General features: G+C 69.8%; 18 protein-coding genes. 8 read left to right on the forward strand and 10 right to left on the reverse strand.

Annotation, left to right across the window (positions count from 1 at the left end; all coding sequences use genetic code 11):
- The first annotated feature begins 105 nt into the window (after positions 1 to 105).
- A complete protein-coding gene (locus tag QSK17_RS31960; RefSeq protein WP_285709528.1) occupies positions 106 to 1,671 on the forward strand; it encodes a phosphodiester glycosidase family protein in 1,566 nt (521 codons plus the stop codon).
- 330 nt (positions 1,672 to 2,001) lie between these two features.
- Positions 2,002 to 3,663: a TIGR03767 family metallophosphoesterase gene (locus QSK17_RS31965; RefSeq protein ID WP_285709529.1), complete on the forward strand. Its 1,662-nt coding sequence runs from the start codon at positions 2,002 to 2,004 to the stop codon at positions 3,661 to 3,663.
- A 102-nt stretch (positions 3,664 to 3,765) separates the two neighbouring features.
- Here the strand turns inward: QSK17_RS31965 and QSK17_RS31970 are convergent, their stop codons facing one another.
- From QSK17_RS31970 to QSK17_RS32000, 7 genes are all read right to left on the reverse strand, one after another.
- Complete coding sequence (locus tag QSK17_RS31970; RefSeq protein ID WP_285709531.1) at positions 3,766 to 5,142, reverse strand: ATP-binding protein; 1,377 nt, start codon at positions 5,140 to 5,142, stop codon at positions 3,766 to 3,768.
- Complete coding sequence (locus tag QSK17_RS31975; RefSeq protein ID WP_285709533.1) at positions 5,139 to 5,804, reverse strand: response regulator transcription factor; 666 nt, start codon at positions 5,802 to 5,804, stop codon at positions 5,139 to 5,141. Before QSK17_RS31975 ends, QSK17_RS31970 begins: the two co-directional genes overlap by 4 nt.
- 140 nt (positions 5,805 to 5,944) lie before the next feature.
- Positions 5,945 to 6,631, reverse strand: coding sequence for a phosphatase PAP2 family protein (locus QSK17_RS31980; RefSeq protein ID WP_285709536.1), 687 nt, complete (start codon positions 6,629 to 6,631; stop codon positions 5,945 to 5,947).
- A gap of 62 nt (positions 6,632 to 6,693) precedes the next feature.
- Positions 6,694 to 6,924: a hypothetical protein gene (locus QSK17_RS31985; protein ID WP_285709539.1), complete on the reverse strand. Its 231-nt coding sequence runs from the start codon at positions 6,922 to 6,924 to the stop codon at positions 6,694 to 6,696.
- A gap of 119 nt (positions 6,925 to 7,043) precedes the next feature.
- Positions 7,044 to 8,105: a histidinol-phosphate transaminase gene (gene hisC, locus QSK17_RS31990; RefSeq protein ID WP_285709542.1), complete on the reverse strand. Its 1,062-nt coding sequence runs from the start codon at positions 8,103 to 8,105 to the stop codon at positions 7,044 to 7,046.
- 173 nt (positions 8,106 to 8,278) lie between these two features.
- The gene (gene hppD / locus QSK17_RS31995; RefSeq protein ID WP_285709544.1) at positions 8,279 to 9,484 is read right to left on the reverse strand and encodes a 4-hydroxyphenylpyruvate dioxygenase; all 1,206 of its coding nucleotides are present in this window, start codon (positions 9,482 to 9,484) and stop codon (positions 8,279 to 8,281) included.
- Between the two features lie 271 nt (positions 9,485 to 9,755).
- Positions 9,756 to 10,430 carry a hypothetical protein gene (locus tag QSK17_RS32000; RefSeq protein ID WP_285709547.1) on the reverse strand — a complete coding sequence of 225 codons (675 nt, stop codon included), beginning with the start codon at positions 10,428 to 10,430 and terminating at the stop codon, positions 9,756 to 9,758.
- Between the two features lie 105 nt (positions 10,431 to 10,535).
- Here QSK17_RS32000 and QSK17_RS32005 point away from each other — a divergent pair, with 105 nt between their 5' ends.
- Together QSK17_RS32005 and QSK17_RS32010 are read left to right on the forward strand one after the other, a co-directional pair.
- Entirely contained in the window at positions 10,536 to 11,600 is a 1,065-nt protein-coding gene (locus QSK17_RS32005) for a helix-turn-helix transcriptional regulator (protein WP_285709549.1), read from the forward strand.
- Between the two features lie 66 nt (positions 11,601 to 11,666).
- On the forward strand, positions 11,667 to 12,869 hold the full coding sequence (locus QSK17_RS32010) for an FAD-dependent monooxygenase (protein WP_285709551.1): 1,203 nt from the start codon (positions 11,667 to 11,669) through the stop codon (positions 12,867 to 12,869).
- 160 nt (positions 12,870 to 13,029) lie between these two features.
- Here QSK17_RS32010 and QSK17_RS32015 read toward each other — a convergent pair whose 3' ends face one another.
- Positions 13,030 to 13,560: an SRPBCC domain-containing protein gene (locus QSK17_RS32015; protein WP_285709554.1), complete on the reverse strand. Its 531-nt coding sequence runs from the start codon at positions 13,558 to 13,560 to the stop codon at positions 13,030 to 13,032.
- Between the two features lie 345 nt (positions 13,561 to 13,905).
- On the opposite strand from QSK17_RS32015, the gene QSK17_RS32020 reads away from it, so the two are divergent.
- The 4 genes from QSK17_RS32020 to QSK17_RS32035 all read left to right on the forward strand — a co-directional run bounded on the left by QSK17_RS32020 (position 13,906) and on the right by QSK17_RS32035 (position 18,415).
- Positions 13,906 to 15,891, forward strand: a complete 1,986-nt coding sequence (locus QSK17_RS32020; protein ID WP_285709555.1) for an aconitate hydratase — start codon at positions 13,906 to 13,908, stop codon at positions 15,889 to 15,891.
- Between the two features lie 317 nt (positions 15,892 to 16,208).
- On the forward strand, positions 16,209 to 17,201 hold the full coding sequence (locus QSK17_RS32025) for an Acg family FMN-binding oxidoreductase (protein ID WP_285709557.1): 993 nt from the start codon (positions 16,209 to 16,211) through the stop codon (positions 17,199 to 17,201).
- The gene (locus tag QSK17_RS32030; protein ID WP_285709560.1) at positions 17,201 to 18,079 is read left to right on the forward strand and encodes a universal stress protein; all 879 of its coding nucleotides are present in this window, start codon (positions 17,201 to 17,203) and stop codon (positions 18,077 to 18,079) included. The genes QSK17_RS32025 and QSK17_RS32030 overlap by 1 nt, the downstream gene beginning before the upstream one ends.
- Positions 18,080 to 18,214: 135 nt before the next feature.
- Positions 18,215 to 18,415, forward strand: coding sequence for a DUF1918 domain-containing protein (locus QSK17_RS32035; RefSeq protein ID WP_285709562.1), 201 nt, complete (start codon positions 18,215 to 18,217; stop codon positions 18,413 to 18,415).
- A gap of 125 nt (positions 18,416 to 18,540) precedes the next feature.
- Here QSK17_RS32035 and QSK17_RS32040 read toward each other — a convergent pair whose 3' ends face one another.
- On the reverse strand, positions 18,541 to 19,224 hold the full coding sequence (locus QSK17_RS32040) for a CBS domain-containing protein (RefSeq protein WP_285709564.1): 684 nt from the start codon (positions 19,222 to 19,224) through the stop codon (positions 18,541 to 18,543).
- A 17-nt stretch (positions 19,225 to 19,241) separates the two neighbouring features.
- Complete coding sequence (locus QSK17_RS32045) at positions 19,242 to 19,478, reverse strand: hypothetical protein (protein WP_285709566.1); 237 nt, start codon at positions 19,476 to 19,478, stop codon at positions 19,242 to 19,244.
- Positions 19,479 to 19,508 lie beyond the last annotated feature (30 nt).

A 19,508-nucleotide genomic window follows, 5' to 3' on the forward strand; every position in this document is an offset into this window, starting at 1 on the left:
CATTTCGGTCCGAATAAGCGCCCATATGTCTGGGTGCTTCGACCGTTCACTGAGTCGCAAGGATGTGCAATGGACAATCGCCGAGCACGGCTTACACTCGCCATCGTGGCCGTGGCGGCCGCCACGGCACCGCTGTCGATGACCACGGTCGCTGCCGCGGACGCGCCCTCCGCATCGGCCTCGAAGGCCGCGCCCACCGCGCAGTGGACGACGCGTACCGTCGCGACAGGGGTGGAGGTGCGTACCGGCGTCATCAGCGACCCCACCGCCGCACCCAGCTGGGCCATCACGGTGCAGACCCCCGTCACGGCCCGCTTCACCGGCGCCCAGGCCTGGGCCACGGTCGGCACGGAGGCGTGGGCCGCGCAGACCGCCGACCAACTGCGCGCCGCGGGTTTCGAGCCGAACCTGACGAGGATCGACTGGCCGGACTACACCGACACGCCGCACGGCCTGATGGGTGTACGCGTCCGGGTCGGCTCCTACCCGACCCAGGCTGAGGCGAAGAGCGCGGCGGCGAAGGTCACCGCGGCCGGTTTCCGCACCGCCGTCGAGTGGACCGGCTACGACGCGGACCAGCCGGCCGGCAGGGAGAACATCCACGTCGCGGTCGTCGACCCGCGCGCCTTCGACGGCTCCGTCACGGCCACCCACGACGGCAACGTCGCCCAGCGGGAGACGACCTCCTCGGTGGCCGCCAAGCTCGGCTCGCTGGTGGGTGTCAATGGGGGCTTCTTCGTCACCTCCGACGCGGACGGAGTGCAGGGCATCCAGGCGGGCGTCAGCGCCCACGACGGGAAGCTCGCGTCGATGGCGGTGGGATCGCGCGCCGCGCTGATCCTCACCGACGGTGGACGGCACAGCCGGATCGCCGACCTGACCACCACAGTCACCGCCCGCGTTGGAGGCTCCACCTACGCCGTCCGGGGCATCAACCGCACCCCTGGACTCGTACGGGACTGCGGTCAGGACGGCGGGAGCCCCACCGCCGAGCCGCGCCAGGACGTCACCTGCACCATGGCCGACGACCTGGTCGAGTTCACCTCCGAGTACGGCCACGCTCTGCCGACCGGTCCTGGCAGGCAGGTGACGCTGGACGCCAAGGGCCGTGTGGTGGCGGTCGGCGACCGGGGCGGCGTTGTGGCCCCCGGACAGAGCGTGTTCCAGGGCATCGGCCAGGCGGCCGACTGGCTCGGCGGCCACGCTGTGACGGGCGGAAAGATCTCCGTGAAGGAGGTCATCCGCGACACCCACGGCCGGCAGATCAAGCTCGGCCCGGACGACACCATCGTCAGCGCCGCCCCGACCCTGGTGGAGAACGGGGAGATCAGCATCGACGCCGCCGCCGAGGGCACGGTCGACCCGGCCGACCTGTCCTTCGGGTACGCCTGGTCGAACACCCGCCAGCCTCGGACGATGGCGGGCATCGACCGGCAGGGCCGCCTGCTGCTGGTCACCGTGGACGGCCGGCTCAGCGGCGGCAGCGAGGGCTTCACCCTCGCCGAGGCGGCTGCCTTCATGAAGTCCCTGGGAGCGGTGCAGGCGCTGAATCTGGACGGCGGCGGCTCCACGGCGATGGCCGTGAACGGCGAGCTGGTCAATGGCCCGTCGGACGCGGCGGGTGAGCGTGCCGTCGGCGACACGATCCAGGTCCTGCCGCGTACGCGCTGATCTTCATAAAGAGGACGAACCATGGTGGACGTCCGGGCCGTTCGATGGTCCGGACGTCCTGCCGTCAACCGGTCAAGAAGACGATCGGGACGGTCACGCCGTTTGCCTCTCGAGCCCGCACGGGTGGGTGAGAAGATCCCCTCCCCGCCCTTGTGAACGGCGGGAGAGCGGCAGGCATCCAGTCCGCTGCCGCCAGATGGCTTTACCACATACAGCCCGGCTATGCCATAGATAGCTGCATAGCGTTCCGGCCTTGTTAGGCCAGCAGTCATTCCCGGTGTCAAGCATTCCAGTGGACGTTTCGCCTCGACGCCATCACTGGGGAGCACCATGGATCCCGTCCTCAGCCGCCGCGCGTTCCTGCTCACCTCCGGAATGACCGCCGCGGGCGTCGGGCTGGAGATCGCACTCGCCTCCACCCCGGCCGCCTCCTCGACCACGACGACCACCACCACCACGACCACCACCACGGTCCAGACCGTCTCCAGCCCTCGCGGCGCCACCGGATACCGCAGGCTGGCCGACGGCCCAGGCTGGCGGCGGGTGATACGCACAGAGCTGGCCGAGGCCAAGAAGGGCAGGGCCGAGCGCCGCACGGCGCTTGCCTGCTTCGTCCAGTTCACCGACCTGCACATCACCGACGTGCAGAACCCGCAGCGCTATGAGTTCCTGCGCGCCGGAGCCGTGAGCGCCTGGCGCCCGCAGGAAGCGCTGACCGCCGCCGGCGCCGTCTCATTGATCGAACAGGTCAACACCTTGCGGTACGGCCCGGCCACCCGGGCACCCATCGGCTTCGTCATGACCACCGGCGACAACACCGACAACAACTCCCGCATCGAGCTGGAGTGGTTCCTGACCGCCATGACCGGCGGCCGCTTCACCCCCAACACCGGCGACCCGAGCGCGTATGAGGGCGTGCAGAACTCCGGCCTGGGCCTGTACTGGCAGCCCGAGTCCGGCATGCACGACGTCGACAAGCGGGTGGGATTCCCCCGCCTGGACGGCTTCCTGGAGGCGGCCATCCGCGAGGTGAGCAGCCCCGGACTGGCCGTGCCGTGGTATTCCACCATCGGCAACCACGACCAACTCTTCGGCGGCGCCTATGCCGCGGCCGGCGACTTCTTCGCCGACCTGGCCACCGGCTCGCGCAAGTTGTTCACCCTGCCCGCCTCCGAGGCCAACGCCGTCTTCCAGGCGCTGCGCCAGGGCCCCGACCCCACGGGTGCCCGCTTTCGGGCGGCCTGGAAGCGCTACAAGGCCAAGGCCCGCACTGTCACCGCCGACGAGCGTCGCGCCCCCGTGAGCCCGCACGACTACATCGCCGCTCACCTCGACCCGGCATACACCGGCGCGGGACCCGTCGGCCACGGCTACACCCGCGACAACCTCGACAGCGGCCGGCTGGATTACTCCTTCCCGATCGCCGACGGCGTCGTCGGCATCAGCCTGGACACCACCGACCGCGGCGGCGACTACCGCGGATCGGTCGGCAGCCGGCAGTTGGCCTGGTTGGAGCAGACCCTGAAGACCCACGCCGACGACATCGCGCTGATCTTCAGTCACCACCCGAGCTGGGCCATGACCAACCTGATCCCCAACCCCGCCCGCCCGCACGACAAGCGCCACAGCGGGCAGGAGCTGCTGGCGGTGCTGAACAGGCACCGCAACGTGGTCGCGTGGATCAACGGCCACTCCCACCGGAACAAGGTCGTTTCGCATGGCGGCTTCTGGGAGGTCTCCACCGCCTCTCACGTCGACTACCCGCAGCTGGCCAGGGTGATCGAGCTGGCCGACAATCACGATGGAACGCTCTCCCTGTTCACCACGCTGGTGGAGTCGGCCGCGCCGCACCGCACCGACGTGACTGATCTGTCGCAAAACGGCCTGGCTGCGCTCTACCGGGAGCTGTCGTTCAACTCGCCGGGCCTGCAGAGCGGGCTGGCGGGCCTGCCCGGCGACCGCAACACCGAGCTCCTGCTGAAGAGGCGCTGACAGCGTTTCGTGCGCGATCTGCCAGGGCCGGGCTCGACGACGTGGCATGAACGCATTCGAGGCCGAAGGCCTGGTCAAACGCTTCGGCAAGACCACCGTAGGTCACCCGGCGGGGAGCCTGACCACGAATCGGGCGCCCTCCGCGCATACGGCCAGGTGGATGTCACCTCCTGCCGCCCGTGCCAGGCGCCGGGCGAGGGCGAGTCCGAGACCGGCGCCGTCGTGCCCGTCGGCGGGGTCGGCGCGGCGACCCGGATCGAAGACGGCCGAGCCGACGCCGGCGGGTACCCCAGGCCCGTCGTCGGCGACTGCCACCTCGACACCGCCGGGAACCTGCGCGCATTCGATCGTGATCGTCCGTACGGCGTAGCGGCGAGCGTTGTCCAGCAGTGGGGCCAGGATGCGCTCCGCCACGGTCGCGGCGACGCCGGCGGTCGCGGCGGAGCCGCGCACGACCACCTGGGCAGCCTGCGGATGTTCCTCGGCACAGCGCCGAGCCAGGTCGTCCGCGAGGTCGAGCAACGCGCACCGCCCCGGGACCGGTGCCGACCGGGTACGGGCCTCGGACAGCAGGGTTTCGCAGATCCGCTGCATCGTCGCCGCCGCCGACGCGATCGTCACGTGCGACGCCCGCCGCTCGGTCGCGTCCCGTGGCCGCGCCGTCAGCCAGTCGGTCTCCGCGACGATCCGGGCCAACGGGGTGCGCAACTCGTGCGAGAGCTCAGCGGACTGCTGCTGTTCGTGGCGCAGGACGGCGGCCAGCCGGTCGAGCAGTTCGTCGAGGTTGGCGGCGAGTGAGGCGAGCTCGTCCGGACGGTCCGCCACGCCGAACCGCTCGGCCGCGCCGCGCTCGCTCCACCGCGCGGCCTGAGCGCTCATCTCGGCGACCGGCCGAAGGGCCCGGCCGACGATCCCCCGGGTGATGAGATAGACCACGCCGAGGAGCAGCAGTCCGAAGACCGCTGAGCCGGCGAGGGCCGTGCGTGCCGTGCTGTGGTACGGGTCGAGGCTGACAGAGGCGACGACGGTCCCGATCTGCCGCCCGTGGCCGGGCTGAGCCAGGACCGGCAGGGCGTAGAGCCGGGACGCGTCGGGTCCCCTGGACTCCGCGAAGATCTCGCCGTGTTCCGCGAGCCGGTCCGCCTGGCGCTGCAGTCGCCGGGGCGCCTTGGGCCGTTCGATGGCGCGGTTCCCCTGGTAGATCCAGACGCCGGTGTCCAGTGCGCGGTCGTCCGGGGGCTCGTGCACGACGATGCCGCCGTCCGGCCTCGTCTCCAAGGTGGCCGCCACCGCCGCCGCCCGGGTACGCAGCAGGTCGTCGGCCTGGTCTCCGAGGCGCGCGGACAGGACGAGGTTGAAGGCGCCGGTGAGCAGACCGACCCAGACCGCTGTGGTGACCAGGGCGAGCAGAGCGAGCCGTCCGCGCAGGGTGCCCGGGCGCGGGATGCGCCACGACAGGGTGGTTCGCAGTCGTCTCATGCGAAGCGGTAACCCACGCCTCGTACGGTGCCGATGCCGAGCGGACTGTTCACCTCGCGAAGCTTGCGCCGCAGCCGGGCCAGGTACTGGTCCAGGGTGTTGTCACTGACCTGCGCGCCTACCGGCCAGGCCGCATGCAGCAGCGCCCGCCTGCGCGTCACGGCTCCGGGGGACGCCATCAGGCAGGCCAGAAGCCGGAACTCGGTGGGAGTGAGGGCGACCGGCACTCCGCCTACCTCCAGAAGATGCCGGACGGGATCGAGCCGCACTCCCTCGACCTCGACGTACGGCTCGCGCCCGGCCCGGCGAAGGGCCGCGCGCACCCTGGCCGCGAGCTCGGCCATGTGGAACGGCTTGCTCAGGTAGTCGTCGCCTCCCGCCGAGAAGCCGGAGAGCCGGTCGGTCAGGTTGTCGCGCGCGGTGAGGAAGACCACAGGGACGTCGATGCCCGTCGCCCGCATCGCCTGGCACACGTCACGACCGTCGGAGTCCGGCAGGCCGATGTCGAGGACGACCGCGTCCACCTGCTCCTGGACGGTCCGCAGCGCCGCGGCCCCGTCGGCGGCGGTGAGCACCTCGAAGTGCTCCTCGCGCAGGCCGCGGGCGAGTGCGTCGCGAAGCCCATGATCGTCCTCGACGACCAGGACGCGGTAGACCGTCACCTCGCCAGTATCACCTGCTTCCGAAGTGCTCCCGTGCAGGTGAGGCGCGGCGTTCAGGTTTAGTACAGGTTGGATTCGCGCACTCCGGGCCAGGTCCCGGAACCCTGGGAACCCGTCCCGTCGCGGTGCGCCGGGTGCTCTCAGACGTCACCGGCCGCGTCCTGTGACCCCCGTCGGTCTGCCAGACCGCCGAGCCCGGGGGAGATCGGTGTCCGGCCGGTCCAGCGATCGACGCTGTCCCGGAACGCGATGACGGCCGAGGTCCCCGCGGTGCCGGCCAGCAACGAGCCGATCACGTCGGTGGGGTAGTGGACGCCGAGATACATGCGCGCGAACGCCTGCGCGGCGACGAGAACGGCGCCGACGGACACGACGAGCCGAAACCGGCGGGTGCCGTAGGCGAGAAAGCCGGCGGCGATGACCAGTGAAAGCGTCAGGGTGACGTGTCCGCTGGGAAAGCTGTCATGACCGATCTGGTGAACGAGTTGCTCCGCCTCCGGCGGGCGGGGCCGGGCGATGATCCGCTTGAAGAGCGAGCTGGTGGCCCAGCCGACCGTGACCATCAATGTGACGAGGACGGCCGTACGGGCGCGTCCCATCAGGGCGAGCGTGACCGCCAGCAGCGCGACGATCATCACGCCGGCCACGGGTCCGAAGGCGATGTTGAGGCCGTCGGCGATCGCCGTCAGGGCGGGAGTGCGAAGTGTCTCGACGGCTTCGACGGCGCGCAGGTCGTACTGGGTGACCACGGGTGTCCTCGCGACGACCCCGAGCAGGCCGGTCGCGACGACGAGGAGCGCGGGTAGGCGAAGACGCTTGAAGAGCACGGAACTCCTTGGTCACAGGTCGTACCGGACGGTCGGCAGCGCAGGACGGACGGCGCGGCTGCTCACGGGACCGGCTGAACCGGGTCGGGGTCGTCGCGGTCACGGCGTCCTTCGCCCAGGTCGCGAACGAGAGCCGATGTGACGTCGTACGCGGTCGCGTTGAGACGGCTCACGAACCCGCTGATCAGGTTCAGCTGGTCGTCGTCGTAATCCTCGGCTATGGCCGAGAAGGCCGACTCCACCCGCGCGAAGATGTCCTCCAGCGCCGCCTCGTGACGTCCTGTCGAGCGCACCAACACTTTACGGCGGTCGGCGGTGTCACGATGACGCTCGACGAAGCCGCCGGGGCCGCGGCGCGAACCGCGTCAAGATCCCCGCAGCCCGCTGAGGACATGCGGGGATCCGCCGGATATCAGGCGCCGAACGCCTCGGCGGCGGCGAGGAAGACGTCGTTGGCCCCCTGGTCGCCGATCGAGACGCGCGCCCCCTCGGTGCCGAAGGGCCGCACGGCCACGCCGTACCCGGCGCAGAACTCGGCGAACTCCGGAGTCCGGTCGCCCAGGCGCATCCAGACGAAGTTGGCCTCGGTCGGGGGGATCGTCCAGCCCTGGGCGATCAGCGCCTCCCGGACCCGGTCCCGCTCCTTGACCACGGTCTCGACCCGCTCCAGGAGCTCGTCCTCGGCCCTGAGGGACGCGATCGCGGCGGCCTGGGCGATCGCGTTGACCGCGAACGGCACCGCGGTCTTACGCACGGCGGCGGCCACGGGCTCGTGGCCGATCAGGTAGCCCACGCGCAGCCCGGCCAGGCCGTACGCCTTGGAGAACGTGCGCAGGACGGCCACGTTCGGGCGGTCGCGATACAGCAGGCCGTCGGGGACGTCCTCGTCGCGGACGTACTCGCAGTACGCCTCGTCGATGATCACCAGTACGTCGCCGGGCACACGGTCGAGGAACTCGGCCAGCTCGGCCGAGCGGTTGACCGTACCGGTCGGGTTGTTCGGGTTGCAGACGAAGATCAGGCGGGTCGCGTCAGTGATCGCCGCGGCCATGGCGTCGAGGTCGTGCGTCTCGTCCGTGAGCGGCACCTGGACCGAGGTCATCCCGGCCAGGTCCGCGAGCATGGGGTAGGCCTCGAAGGACCGCCACGCGTAGATCGCCTCGGCGCCCGGCTCGGCGACGGTCTCGAAGATCTGCTGCGCCACTGCGACCGATCCTCCGCCCAGCGCGACATGCTCCTGCGGCACGGCGAAGCGCTCGGCGAGGGCCTCGGTGAGGGCGGTCGCGCCAGGGTCGGGGTAGCGGTGGATCCGCGCGGCGGCCTCGGCGATCGCCTCCCGCACGCTCGGCAGCGGCCCGAACGGGCTCTCGTTGGAGGACAGCTTGAACGACCTGCCGTCAGGGGCGACCACGGCCTTGCCCGGCTTGTACGGGGGCATGGTGTCGAGTACGGCCCGGAAGCGCGGCGTCGACATTTCTTCTCGTCCTCCTCGGATCAGCCGGTTTCGTGCGCGTACGCGGTGCGTGCCACGGCGATCGTGGCGATGGGCTCGCTCACCTGCCGGCGGCGCGCCATCGGTTCCTGCCGGAGGCCGGCCGCTGTCGGTGTCGGCAGCGGCCGGACCGGCCTGGCGAGCCCGGACGGCGGTCAGAAGTTGCCGCGGCGGGCCTGCTCGCGCTCGATCGCCTCGAACAGCGCCTTGAAGTTTCCCTTGCCGAAGCCGAGCGAGCCGTGCCGCTCGATCAGCTCGAAGAAGACCGTCGGACGGTCGCCGATCGGCTTGGTGAAGATCTGCAGCAGGTAGCCGTCCTCGTCCCGGTCGACGAGGATGCCCCGCTTCTGGAGCTCCTCGATCGGCACCCGGACCTCTCCGATGCGGGCCCGCAGCTCCGGGTCCTCGTAGTAGGAGTCGGGCGTGGCCAGGAACGCCACGCCCTCGGCGGTCAGCGCGTCGACGGACGCGAGGATGTCGTTGGTCGCCAGGGCGAGGTGCTGCACGCCGGGGCCGCGGTAGAACTCGAGGTACTCATCGATCTGGGACTTCTTCTTGCCGATCGCCGGCTCGTTGAGCGGGAACTTCACCCGGTGGTTGCCGTTGGCGACGACCTTGCTCATCAGGGCCGAGTACTCGGTCGCGATGTCATCGCCCACGAACTCGGCCATGTTGGTGAACCCCATGACCCGGTTGTAGAAGGCGACCCAGTCGTCCATCTTGCCCAGCTCGACGTTGCCGACGACGTGGTCGAGGGCCTGGAAGATCCGCTTCGGCGCGCCGGGACGCTTGGTGTAGCCGGAGGTGCGGGCCACATATCCGGGAAGGTACGGCCCGGTGTAGCGGGAGCGGTCCACGAGCGTGTGCCGGGTCCTGCCGTACGTGGCGATGGCCGCGAGGCGGACGGTGCCGTGCTCGTCCGTCACGTCATGCGGCTCCTCCAGGACGGTGGCGCCGGTGTCCCGGGCGTGGGCGATGCAACGGTCGACGTCCGGCACCTCCAGGGCGACGTCCACGACGCCGTCCCCGTGCCGCCGGTGCGTCTCGATGAGAGGGCTCTCGGGGTCCACGGCACCCTTGATGACGAAGCGGATGGCGCCGCTGCGCAGAACGTACGCGACGTGATCGCGGTTGCCGGTCTCGGGGCCGGAGTAGGCGATCAGCTCCATGCCGTAGGCCGACTGGTAGTAGTGAGCGGTCTGGGTGGCGTTCCCGACGACCCACACCACGGCGTCCCAACCTGTGACAGGAAACGGGTCGGCGTCGTCGTCGTACTCAACCAGGCCGACGAGCTGCTTGAGCTGCGTCAGGTTCAGCTCGGCCAGCCGCTCCTCGCTGGTCAACGTCTGCTCCACGCCCATGCTGAAGTCCCTTCCCCACACTGCTGCCGCAGCGAACGAACGCCGATGTAGCAGATGAGAACCGAAAGGGGATGACCTACGCAACAGCAGGACGAAAGCCATGTTCAGATTGCGCATCTTGCCCTGCTGAACACAATGACATCTGTACAAATTGCCCGGTTTGAACTCTGGGGGACGGGGGTGGGCGCCCACGAGGCACCTACAAAGCGCGCAGGCCGGCACAGCGTGGACTGTCCCGGCCTTCGCTTGCTACACGGAGGTCAGTGCGTCATCACAGCGGATGCTTGCACGGGCTTCCGCCGCACATGTTGCCGCCTCCGCCGCCGCCCGGAGCGGGAACGAAGCTGCTGTACGGCATGACGGTGCCGTTGGGCATGACGATGTCGGTGGCGGCGGCATCGTTGTTGCTCTGCGCGATGGCGCGGTAGATGTCCCAGACCTTCTTGGCGAACGCGAAGACCTGACCCCAGTCGATGCCGTTGTTCCAGTGGACGATCTGCACGGCGTAGGTCCGGGAGGCGATGTCCGGCGACACCTGGCCGCCCCAGTTCTCGGTGCGGCTCGAATAGCCGAAGGCGGTGCCGTTGACACCCCAGCAGTCGCCTCCCACCTCGGCCAGGGCGCCGCCGTCACGGTCCATGAGCACGGCCTTGGCGCACAGGCGGACGCCGGTGAGCCACACGCCTGACTCGACGGTCGACACACCCCGGACGGTGCCGTCGTTGTAGACCTCCACCGTGGTGTCGATGGTCTTGTTCCGGTTGTTGTTGTGCCAGGAATGCTGGCTGTTCTGGGCGACGAGGGTGGCCGCGTGTGCCGCCGGCGCGACCAGGCCCAGCCCGGCCAGTGCCGTCACCATGGCCAGTAAGCCGCCGAGCAGCCTCCTGGCCATGGCATTCATGCCGGTGTGAAGGATCGGGACGTTTTGCGGAGCGGGGGATCGCATGGCTTTCTCCCTTGTTCCGGAAGCGATTTCCCCCACTATCAGGTTTCGTATTTCGTCGGCGCGATGGGGGAAATTACGTAGATCGCGTCCGCGTACCATGATCGTGTGACAGATTTGCGGGCATCTGACGTCAAACGTCTGCTGGACGCGCTGCGCGAATGCGAACGCGTCCCCGCCGATGACGCGTTCCCGCAGGTGCTGGAGGTCGTCTCCACTGTGGTGGCCGCCGATATCGTCGCGATCAAGACGATCAACCCGTATGGCCGTCATTTCGACCACTACCTGCGCCCCCGGGTGGAAATCACGACTGATCTGGAAAACGCCCTGGACCGGTTGTTCTTTCAGCACCCGTTGCTGGGCCACGTACGCCAGACCGTCGGTGACGGCCGCTCGATCCGGCTCAGCGATGTGATCCCGCGCGGCGCCTGGCACGGCCAGGCGCTCTATCAGGAGTTCTACCGCCCGCAGGGCATCGAGCATCAGATGATGTGCGTTTTGAACACCTATCACGGCACGATCACCTGCATGGGCTTCAACCGCACCGGAGCCGACTTCAGCGACACCGATCGAGAGCTCCTGGAGCTGGCCCAGCCCTATCTGGCCGCCTTTCTGCGGGCGAGGCACGCGACCGCCTGGCTGGAGGCGGCGCTGGCCAGCCTGGACGACATCGACGGCGCCGCCCACGGGCTGGTGCTCCTGGGGCGCCACGCGACGATCAAGACCATGAACCGTGCCGCCCGCATGCTGCTGGCCGCGTACTTCAGCAGGCCCACCGGCGAGAATCGAACGCTGCCCGACGAGCTCGACGCCTGGCTGACCGCGCGGCGTCGGCCGGCCGACCCGACGATGCCCTACCTCGCCAGCGACTACGTGGTCGAGCAGGGCGGACGGCGCCTGACCATCCAGCTGTTCCCCTATGACGCCTGCGGGGCGCTGCTGCTCTCCGAATCCCCATCCCATCCCGGCGCCCCGTTGACCGCCCGCGAATCCGAGGTACTCTGGCTCGTCGCGCACGGCCGTACCAGCGTCCAGACCGCGCGCATCCTGCAGATCAGTCCCCGGACGGTGGAGAAGCACCTCGCCAACATCTACGCCAAACTCGGCGTGGCCAGCCGTACCGAAGCGGCCCTCCACCTCTTCGGCCAGCCCGGAACCTCCGGCCAGAGCTGAGACCGTCGTCGACGCGGTGAGCCGGCGGTGAGTGTCCGGTGAGCCCTCCCCGGCAGGCTCTCTGCCATGAAGAACCGCACCGTACTGATCTCCGGCGCCTCCGTCGCGGGCCCCGCGCTCGCCTACTGGCTCCACCGCCACGGCTTCACCCCCACGATCGTGGAGCGCGCCCCGGCGCTGCGTGACGGCGGCTACGCCGTCGACTTCCGGGGCGAGGCGCACCTGTCTGTCCTGCGCCGCATGGGCATCCTGGACGACGTCGAACGCGCCCGCACCGGCATGGGCTCGATGTCGTACGTCAACAGCGCGGGCAAGCCGCAGGCGAAGATGCCCGCCGACCTGTTCGCCGGGGACGTCGAGATCCTCCGCGGCGACCTGGCCCGCATCCTCTACGACGCGACCAGGGAGCACACCGAGTACATCTTCGGCGACTCCATCGCCTCGCTCACCGAGGACGCCGACGGGGTGGCCGTCACCTTCGAACGCGGCGCGCCGCGGCGGTTCGACCTGGTCATCGGCGCGGACGGCCTGCACTCGACCACCCGCCGCCTGACCTTCGGCCCCGAGAAGGACTACGTCAAGCATCTGGGCGTCTACTGCGCGATCTTCACCACCGCCAACCATCTCGGGCTCGACCACACCGGCCACGCGTACCGGACCGCGAACAAGCTGGTGGCGATGTACAGCGCCCGCCACAACACCGAGGCCAAGGCCGTCTTCTACTTCGGCTCACCGGAGCTGGACCTGGACCGGCGGGACGTGGCGCGGCAGCAGGCCGTCCTCGCCGAGCACTTCACCGGCGGCGGCTGGCAGAGTGACCGGCTGCTGCACGACATGCGGCACGCGCCCGACTTCTACTTCGACTCGGTCGGCCAGGTGCGCATGGACGCCTGGACCCGAGGGCGGGTCGCCCTGGTCGGCGACGCCGCATACTGCCCGTCTTCCCTGTCGGGCATGGGTTCGGGCCTCGCCCTGGTCGGCGCGTACGTCCTGGCGGGTGAGCTGGCCGCGGCGCGCGGCGACCACCGCGTCGCGTTCGCCCGCTACGAGCAGGAGATGCGCGAGTACGTGGAGGGCTGCCAGAAGATGGGCGACGGCGTGGCCCAGCTCATGGTCCCGAGCAACCGCTTCCTGGCCTCGGTCCTCAACCACTACTACAAGATCATGCCGTACCTGCCGGGGAAGAACATGGTCACCAAGATCGCCCGCAAGACCGCCGAGAACATAACGCTCCGCGACTACGCCGTTGACGATGCCCGCTCACAGTAGGAGGCCACCGTTCTTCGGCGGTCTGCTTCGTGGCAGGCCCCGCGGGTGCCGGTTGATCCCGCTGGCTGGTGCAGCTTCACGTACCGACTTGGGAACACGCCTTCTCCGGCGTGCGCACGGTCGCGCGTCCGCGAGATCGACGCGTGACGCTCCGCGCGACCTAAGGGATCAGTGTCGCGTAGTGCCGTTGGAGGGCCTGCTGATCCTGGGGCGACCAGGGCAGGCTCCGGCCGCTGAGATACGCCTCGAGCATGTCGAGCACGTGGTGCCATCCCGCGCCGTTGCGGGCCAGGATGGTGATCGGATCGTCTCCCGCCGCGATACTCTCCGCCGCCGCGCGTACGTCGTCTATGGGCAGGCGGTGGTTGAAGGTGAGCAGAGAGCCGGTGTCGGTCGCCTGGAGCCGCCAGGTGACGACGGCGCCGGGGTTGACGTCCTCGAAGTAGGTGTGCTCGAACAGGTGCGGCGGCTCCACCCGCAACACGCGGTCCTCAACGCGGTGGCCGCCCTGGTGATGCGAGACGAACCGCCCGCCGGGTTGGAGGTCCAGTTCGGTGCGCGCCCCGCCCCAGCGCTCGATCTCCGCCGGGTCGGTGACCGCGCGCCAGGCGGCGTCCACAGGCCGCGCCAGGCGGCGTTCGTACCGGAAGACGACCTGTTCGCCGTCACGCTCTATGGTGCCGTCCGTCATCACTGCTCCTCGTCGTCGAGATGGGCTCGCCGCCCGCGAGTGCCGTACGTACCTGACCAGCGGCTACCGTACGCGAGGGGCCGGGCTCACATCGGGCCGCCACACCAGGTCGGCGGGGCGAGGTGACCGGCCGCCACCTCGTACGCGGCGCGGGCCGGCAGGCGAGTCGAGTCGGCTACCCCACACGGCCTTGGCGAGGATGGCGCCCAGCCCCGGCGTATTCCAGACGGTCTATTTCGGGCATCGCCATAAAGTGGGCATGAAGGCACGGCGGGTGCCGTGCGGGCACTTCGGATCGACGAGCCACTCGAACGTGCCGGAGATCCGCGTTCATAGGGGTCGGCCATGACCGGACTCAACGTCGCTCAGAAATTGATCAGCACCCACCTCGTGGACGGTGTGATGACACCCGGGGAGGAGATCGGGCTGCGCATCGACCAGACCCTGACGCAGGACGCGACGGGGACGATGGTGATGCTGGAGCTGGAGGCGCTCGGTTTGGATCGGGTTCGCACCCGGACGTCGGTGCAGTACGTCGATCACAACCTGTTGCAGACCGACGAGCGGAACATGGCCGATCATCTGTTCCTGCGTTCGGCCTGCCACCGCTTCGGAGTGTGGTACTCCAAGCCCGGTAACGGCGTGTCGCATCCCACGCACATGCAGCGCTTCGGAGTCCCGGGCGCGTCGATGGTCGGCTCTGACTCCCACACCTGTGCCGCCGGATCGCTGGGCATGCTCGCCATCGGTGTGGGCGGCCTGGAAGTCGCCATGGCGATGGCGGGGCAACCGCTGTACGTGACGATGCCCGAGATCTGGGGAGTGCGCCTGACCGGCACGCTCCCGCCGTGGGTGTCGGCCAAGGACGTGATCTTGGAGATGCTGCGCCGTCACGGTGTCAAAGGCGGGGTGGGTCGGGTCATCGAGTACTACGGACCGGGGCTGGCCGCGCTGTCGGCGATGGACCGGCACGTCATCGCGAACATGGGCGCGGAGCTCGGCGCGACGACGACCGTGTTTCCCGCCGACGACCAGGTGCGCGCGTTCCTCGCCGCCGAGGGGCGAGCCGGCGACTTCGTCGAGATCCTTCCCGATCCCGACGCTCGCTACGACGTTCACGAGGAGATCGACCTGTCGGTCCTGGAACCACTGATCGCCGCGCCCACCTCGCCGGGAAACGTCGTCCCGGTACGCCAGGTCGCCGGCGAGGACGTCCATCAGGTGGTGATCGGGTCCTCGGCCAACCCGGGATTGCGGGATTTCGCGATCGTCGCCGCCATCCTGGCCGGCCGTCAGACGCATCCCCAGGTGTCGGTGGACATCAATCCGACCTCGCGGGAGACCCTCGCCGACCTCACCCGCATGGGGGCCACCCTCGACCTGATCAAGGCCGGTGCGCGGCTGCACCAGGCCGGATGCATGGGATGTATCGGCATGGGGCAGGCGCCCGCGGTCGGCCGCAACAGCCTGCGGACCATGCCGCGTAACTTCCCGGGCCGCTCCGGCACGAAGGAGGACTCGGTGTGGCTGTGCTCTCCGGAGACGGCGGCGGCCGCCGCGCTGACCGGACGCATCACGGACCCGAGAACGCTGCCTGACCTGCTGGGGATCGAGTATCCCGTTGTCACCTTGCCCGAGCGGTCCGCCGTTCCCGAGGGCATGTTCGAGCCGCCGCTGGCCCCTGCCGAGGCGCGGCGGGTCGAGTTGGTCAAGGCGTCCAGCATCGGGACGCTGCCCGACTTCGATCCGTTGCCGGACCGGCTGTGCGGCCCTGTCCTGATCAAAGTGGGCGATGACGTCTCCACCGACGAGATCCTGCCTGCGGGGGCCCGTGTCCTGCCCTTCCGCAGTGACATCGCACGGCTGGCCGAGTTCACCTTCGGCCAGATCGACGAGGGCTACGCCGCACGGGCACATCAGACCGGCCGGCATGTCATCGTCGCCGGAGCCAACTATGGGCAGGGGTCGTCTCGCGAACACGCTGTGATAGCACCTCGCTACCTCGGCCTGCGCGCGGTGATCGCGAAATCCTACGCGCGCATCCACTGGCAGAACCTCGCCAACTTCGGCGTACTGGCCCTGGAGTTCGCCGACCCGGCGGACTACGACCGCATCGGCGAGGGCGACGAGCTGTCGCTGGAGGACCTGCGGGCCGCTTTGGAAAGGGGCGGAGAGATCGTCGTGCGCGACGTGACCACGGGTGCCGCTTTCGCCGCTCGCCACAGCCTGTCATCCCGTCAGGTCGCGATGGTGCTCGCCGGCGGGCACATTCCCCTGATCAGGATGCGGGCATCCGGGGATGCGCCGGATGTTCGGTCGTCCGCTCGCTGAGGGCTCGGTCCTTCCTCCGATCTTTACTCCCAGGAGGCGACCGGGCCGCCCAGGATCGTCTGCCTGCCGCCCGCCGGCGTGGTCACCGTCGCCGGCGTACCGTCTCGCGGCGCGTGCAGCGTCTCGATTCGTGCGCGCGTCACCATCACGCTCCGCAGGCCGAGCCCGGGGGAGGCGCGGGCACTGCCCAGGGCCGGTGACCCGGCCCTGGGCGCCGTCGTACGCTACTGATTGAGCCTCTGACACAGCCGCGGCCGCTGACGAGGCGGGACCGCCGTGTGACGCTTTGGCCTCATCTCCCCGGGAGGTGGTGGAGGATGAACACCCGTTCCGCAGAAGAGATCAGCCACGCCGTTCACGTCGCCGTGGAGGCCGCGATCTGGGCGCCTTCCATACACAACACTCAGCCGTGGTCGTTCGCCGTCTCCGGTGACGAGATCAGTCTGCGGGCCGATCCCGATCGGCTGCTGCGGCTGGGCGATCCCGAGGGCCGCCAGATGCTCATCAGTTGCGGCGCGGCGCTGTTCAACGCGCGGCTCGCCCTGCGCGCGCTGGGTTACGAGCCGGTGGTGCGCGTCTTTCCCGAGCCCGAGCGTCGGGCGCTGGTCGCGACGATCAGGCTGGGCGCGAGTGTCCTGGTCGACGATGACACGCGGCTGTTGCACGCGCAGATCGAGCGCCGCCGCACCCACCGCGCGGGCTTCGCCGACGCCCCCGTCCTGGAGCGGCTGGTCGAGACGCTCGTCCGGAAGGCCGCGGCCGAAGGGGCGCGGCTGACGCCGATCCGCTCCGAGGCGGCCGTACGGGTCATCGCCGCGCTGACCAGCGCGGCCCAGGACGTCCAGTCGCAGGCCCGAGCGTTCACTCTGGAGCTGCTTCGCTGGGCCCGCCCGCCCGGCAGCGCGCGGCGGGACGGCGTGCCGGCGGAGGGGTATCCGCGCGCCGCACGGCATACATCCCCGCATTTCGCCCAGCGCGACTACGCCCACGGCCAGCCATGGGGCAATGACGCGGACCAGTTCACCTCGACCCATGCCGGTGTCGTCGCGGTGCTCACGACGCCCGGCGACTCCCGAGAAGAGTGGATCGCCGCCGGCCAGGGGCTGCAGAGCGCCCTCCTACACGCGTGCGCCGAGGGCGTGAGCGCGGCCGTCCACACCCAGGCGCTGGAGATGCGCCACCTCCGCGAGTTCCTGCGGGAAGAGCTGTGCTCGGGGGAGTACCCGCAGATGATCCTGAGGTTCGGGGTCACGCACGACGTCAGTCGAGGAGTACGCCGTTCAGTTCCCGAGGTGCTGGAGGGCGGCTGATGACCGGCCCGATCGTCGTCGGCACCGACGGCTCGCCGTCCTCCTCCGCCGCTGTCGAATGGGCGGCCGACGACGCCGCGCGCAAGGGGCTGCCGCTGAGAGTGGTCCACGCCGTTCACCACCTGCCGTACGTCGGCGCGACGCACACCGTCCCCGGGCTGGAGGACGCCCTGACGCGGGCGGGCCGCCAGTTCCTGGAGCGGGCCGAACGCCTCGTGCGGGAGCGGCGCCCCGACATGGAGCTGTCCGTCGAGCTGCTCGACGGGCCTCCCGGCCGCGTCCTGGCCGCCCAGGCCGCTCAGGCCTCCGAGCTGGTGGTCGGCAGCCGTGGCAGAGGTGGTTTCGCCGGGATGCTGCTCGGCTCGGTGAGCGCGCATGTCGCCGGCCACGCGTCCGCTCCCGTCGTCGTGGTGCGGCCGGACCACACGCCGGCTCGCGCCGAAGTGGTCGTCGGCATCGACGAATCGGCCGAGTGCGAGCCGGCGCTCGGCTACGCGTTCGAGCAGGCGCGGCTGTTGGGCTGCCCGCTACGCGCGGTGCACGGCTGGCAGCTGCCTCCGGAGATCTACGGCGGCTGGTTCACCTACGACCACGAAGACGTGCAGCGGATGCGGGAGCGGCTCGTCAAGGGGGCGCTCGCCGCCTGGCGGGCGACGTATCCGGACGTGCCCGCGGAGGTCGACGTGATCCACGAACACCCCGTCACCGCGCTGGTCCAGGCGTCCAGGGACGCGGCCATGCTCGTCGTCGGCTGCCACGGCCGCGGCGCGCTCGGCAAGGCGGTTCTCGGCTCGGTGAGCCGCGGCGTCCTGCACCACGCCCGGTGCCCCGTAGCGGTGGTGCATCCGCCTGCCGTGGGCACCACAACTCCGGCATGATCCGCGCCACGACATGCCCGAAGACAAGATCACCGAGGCCGTGCACTGATACTCCCGGGACCTTCGCCTCTGGGGAGCGGGGCCGTCAGGACATGGGATGGAGGTCGGCTTCGGCCGGGACCGAGGAGAGCTGCCATGAAAGCAGCGGTCGGAGATCGACTGGTGCTCGAAAGCACCAGAGGGGACAGGCCAAATCACGTCGGGATCATCGTCGCTCTGCGTCACCCCGACGGCTCGCCTCCGTATGTCGTCCGCTGGCTGGATGAGGAGCGGGAGGTCCTGGTATTTCCTGGCCCGCATGCCCGTATCGAGCATCGGCGATCCGGCTCGTCCTGATCAGCGCCATGCGGAGGGGCGCAGCCGATCGCTCGGGCACCCGCGCGACCGCCTGGGTCGGGTGCCGGGTGTCAGCGGCACGCGAACAGAAATGAGTGATCGGCCGTGGGATGGGAGGTGCCGGCTCACCCGGGAACGTCGTCTTCTACCCACCCCAGTTTGTCGATGACCTCCATGACCCCGTTGACCCGCTCGGCCATCCGCACCAGGATCCGTGCGTCGCTGTGACGTCGCATCTGGCCGCCCAAGGTCACGACGCCGTTGGCCACCAGGACGTGGACGCCGGACGTGTCCGTCCACAGGGCACCTTCGACGATCTCGTCGCGCACTTCGCGGGCGATGTCGTCGTCGCCGCGGACGAAGACCTTGAGGAGGTCATGCCGACTGACGATCCCTTCAAGCCGTCCGTCGTCGTCGACGACGGGCAGCCGCTTCACGCCCTTCTCATTCATCACCCGGGCGGCGCCCACGACGCTGGTGTACGGCCTCACCGTGACGGCGGGAGCGGTCATCAGTTCGGCCGCGGTGTGCCCGCGGGCCTTCCCCGCCGCGTCCTGCCCGCTGAGGCGGCCGCGGAGTCGCACGCGGAGCGGCGGCTGGTAGCCCTCCTGGTAGAACTGCTCCCGGAACTCCTCCCTGTGAAGCAGGTCGGCCTCAGAGATCAAGCCGATGACGTGTCCTTCGCCGTCGACGACCGGGACGGCGCTCACGCCGCGCGCCATCAGCAGCTCGGCGACTTCCCTGAACGGGGTGCTGCCGTCGACGGAGGCGACCTCGCTGGTCATGACGTCCCGCACCTTCTTGTGCACGATCGACTCCTTCCAGTTCACCCAAGCTGTTGCCGTACGGCCTCGGCAGTCTCTCGTATCGCCGCCCGGACCGGTGGGGTGAAGGGAGTGTCAAGGTCGAAGTCGCCGCCCTCTGGAGGTGCGGCCCCGGAGCTGGTCCGGCGGCGGTCACCGCGGTCGCGCAGGCCGGCGGGCTCCCGCCCCATGGAGATGCAGAAGCAGGTGCCGCCGGGCATCGCGCAGGCCACTGACCGCACCACGATGACGTCCACCACGACGTCCCCCCTCGCGCGCCAGACGATGGG

Source organism: Microtetraspora sp. NBRC 16547 (assembly GCF_030268965.1).
In the GTDB taxonomy this organism is placed as follows: domain Bacteria; phylum Actinomycetota; class Actinomycetes; order Streptosporangiales; family Streptosporangiaceae; genus Microtetraspora.

Bases quoted from the DNA above. Each gene is read 5' to 3' on its own strand.
- hppD (WP_285709544.1), bottom strand. From the start codon at position 9,484: ATGGGCGTGGAGCAGACGTTGACCAGCGAGGAGCGGCTGGCCGAGCTG.
- QSK17_RS32020 (WP_285709555.1), top strand. From the start codon at position 13,906: ATGACCGGACTCAACGTCGCTCAGAAATTGATCAGCACCCACCTCGTG.
- QSK17_RS32010 (WP_285709551.1), top strand. From the start codon at position 11,667: ATGAAGAACCGCACCGTACTGATCTCCGGCGCCTCCGTCGCGGGCCCC.
- QSK17_RS32025 (WP_285709557.1), top strand. From the start codon at position 16,209: ATGAACACCCGTTCCGCAGAAGAGATCAGCCACGCCGTTCACGTCGCC.
- QSK17_RS31970 (WP_285709531.1), bottom strand. From the start codon at position 5,142: ATGAGACGACTGCGAACCACCCTGTCGTGGCGCATCCCGCGCCCGGGC.
- QSK17_RS32030 (WP_285709560.1), top strand. From the start codon at position 17,201: ATGACCGGCCCGATCGTCGTCGGCACCGACGGCTCGCCGTCCTCCTCC.
- QSK17_RS32035 (WP_285709562.1), top strand. From the start codon at position 18,215: ATGAAAGCAGCGGTCGGAGATCGACTGGTGCTCGAAAGCACCAGAGGG.
- hisC (WP_285709542.1), bottom strand. From the start codon at position 8,105: ATGTCGACGCCGCGCTTCCGGGCCGTACTCGACACCATGCCCCCGTAC.
- QSK17_RS32015 (WP_285709554.1), bottom strand. From the start codon at position 13,560: ATGACGGACGGCACCATAGAGCGTGACGGCGAACAGGTCGTCTTCCGG.
- QSK17_RS31965 (WP_285709529.1), top strand. From the start codon at position 2,002: ATGGATCCCGTCCTCAGCCGCCGCGCGTTCCTGCTCACCTCCGGAATG.
- QSK17_RS32000 (WP_285709547.1), bottom strand. From the start codon at position 10,430: ATGCGATCCCCCGCTCCGCAAAACGTCCCGATCCTTCACACCGGCATG.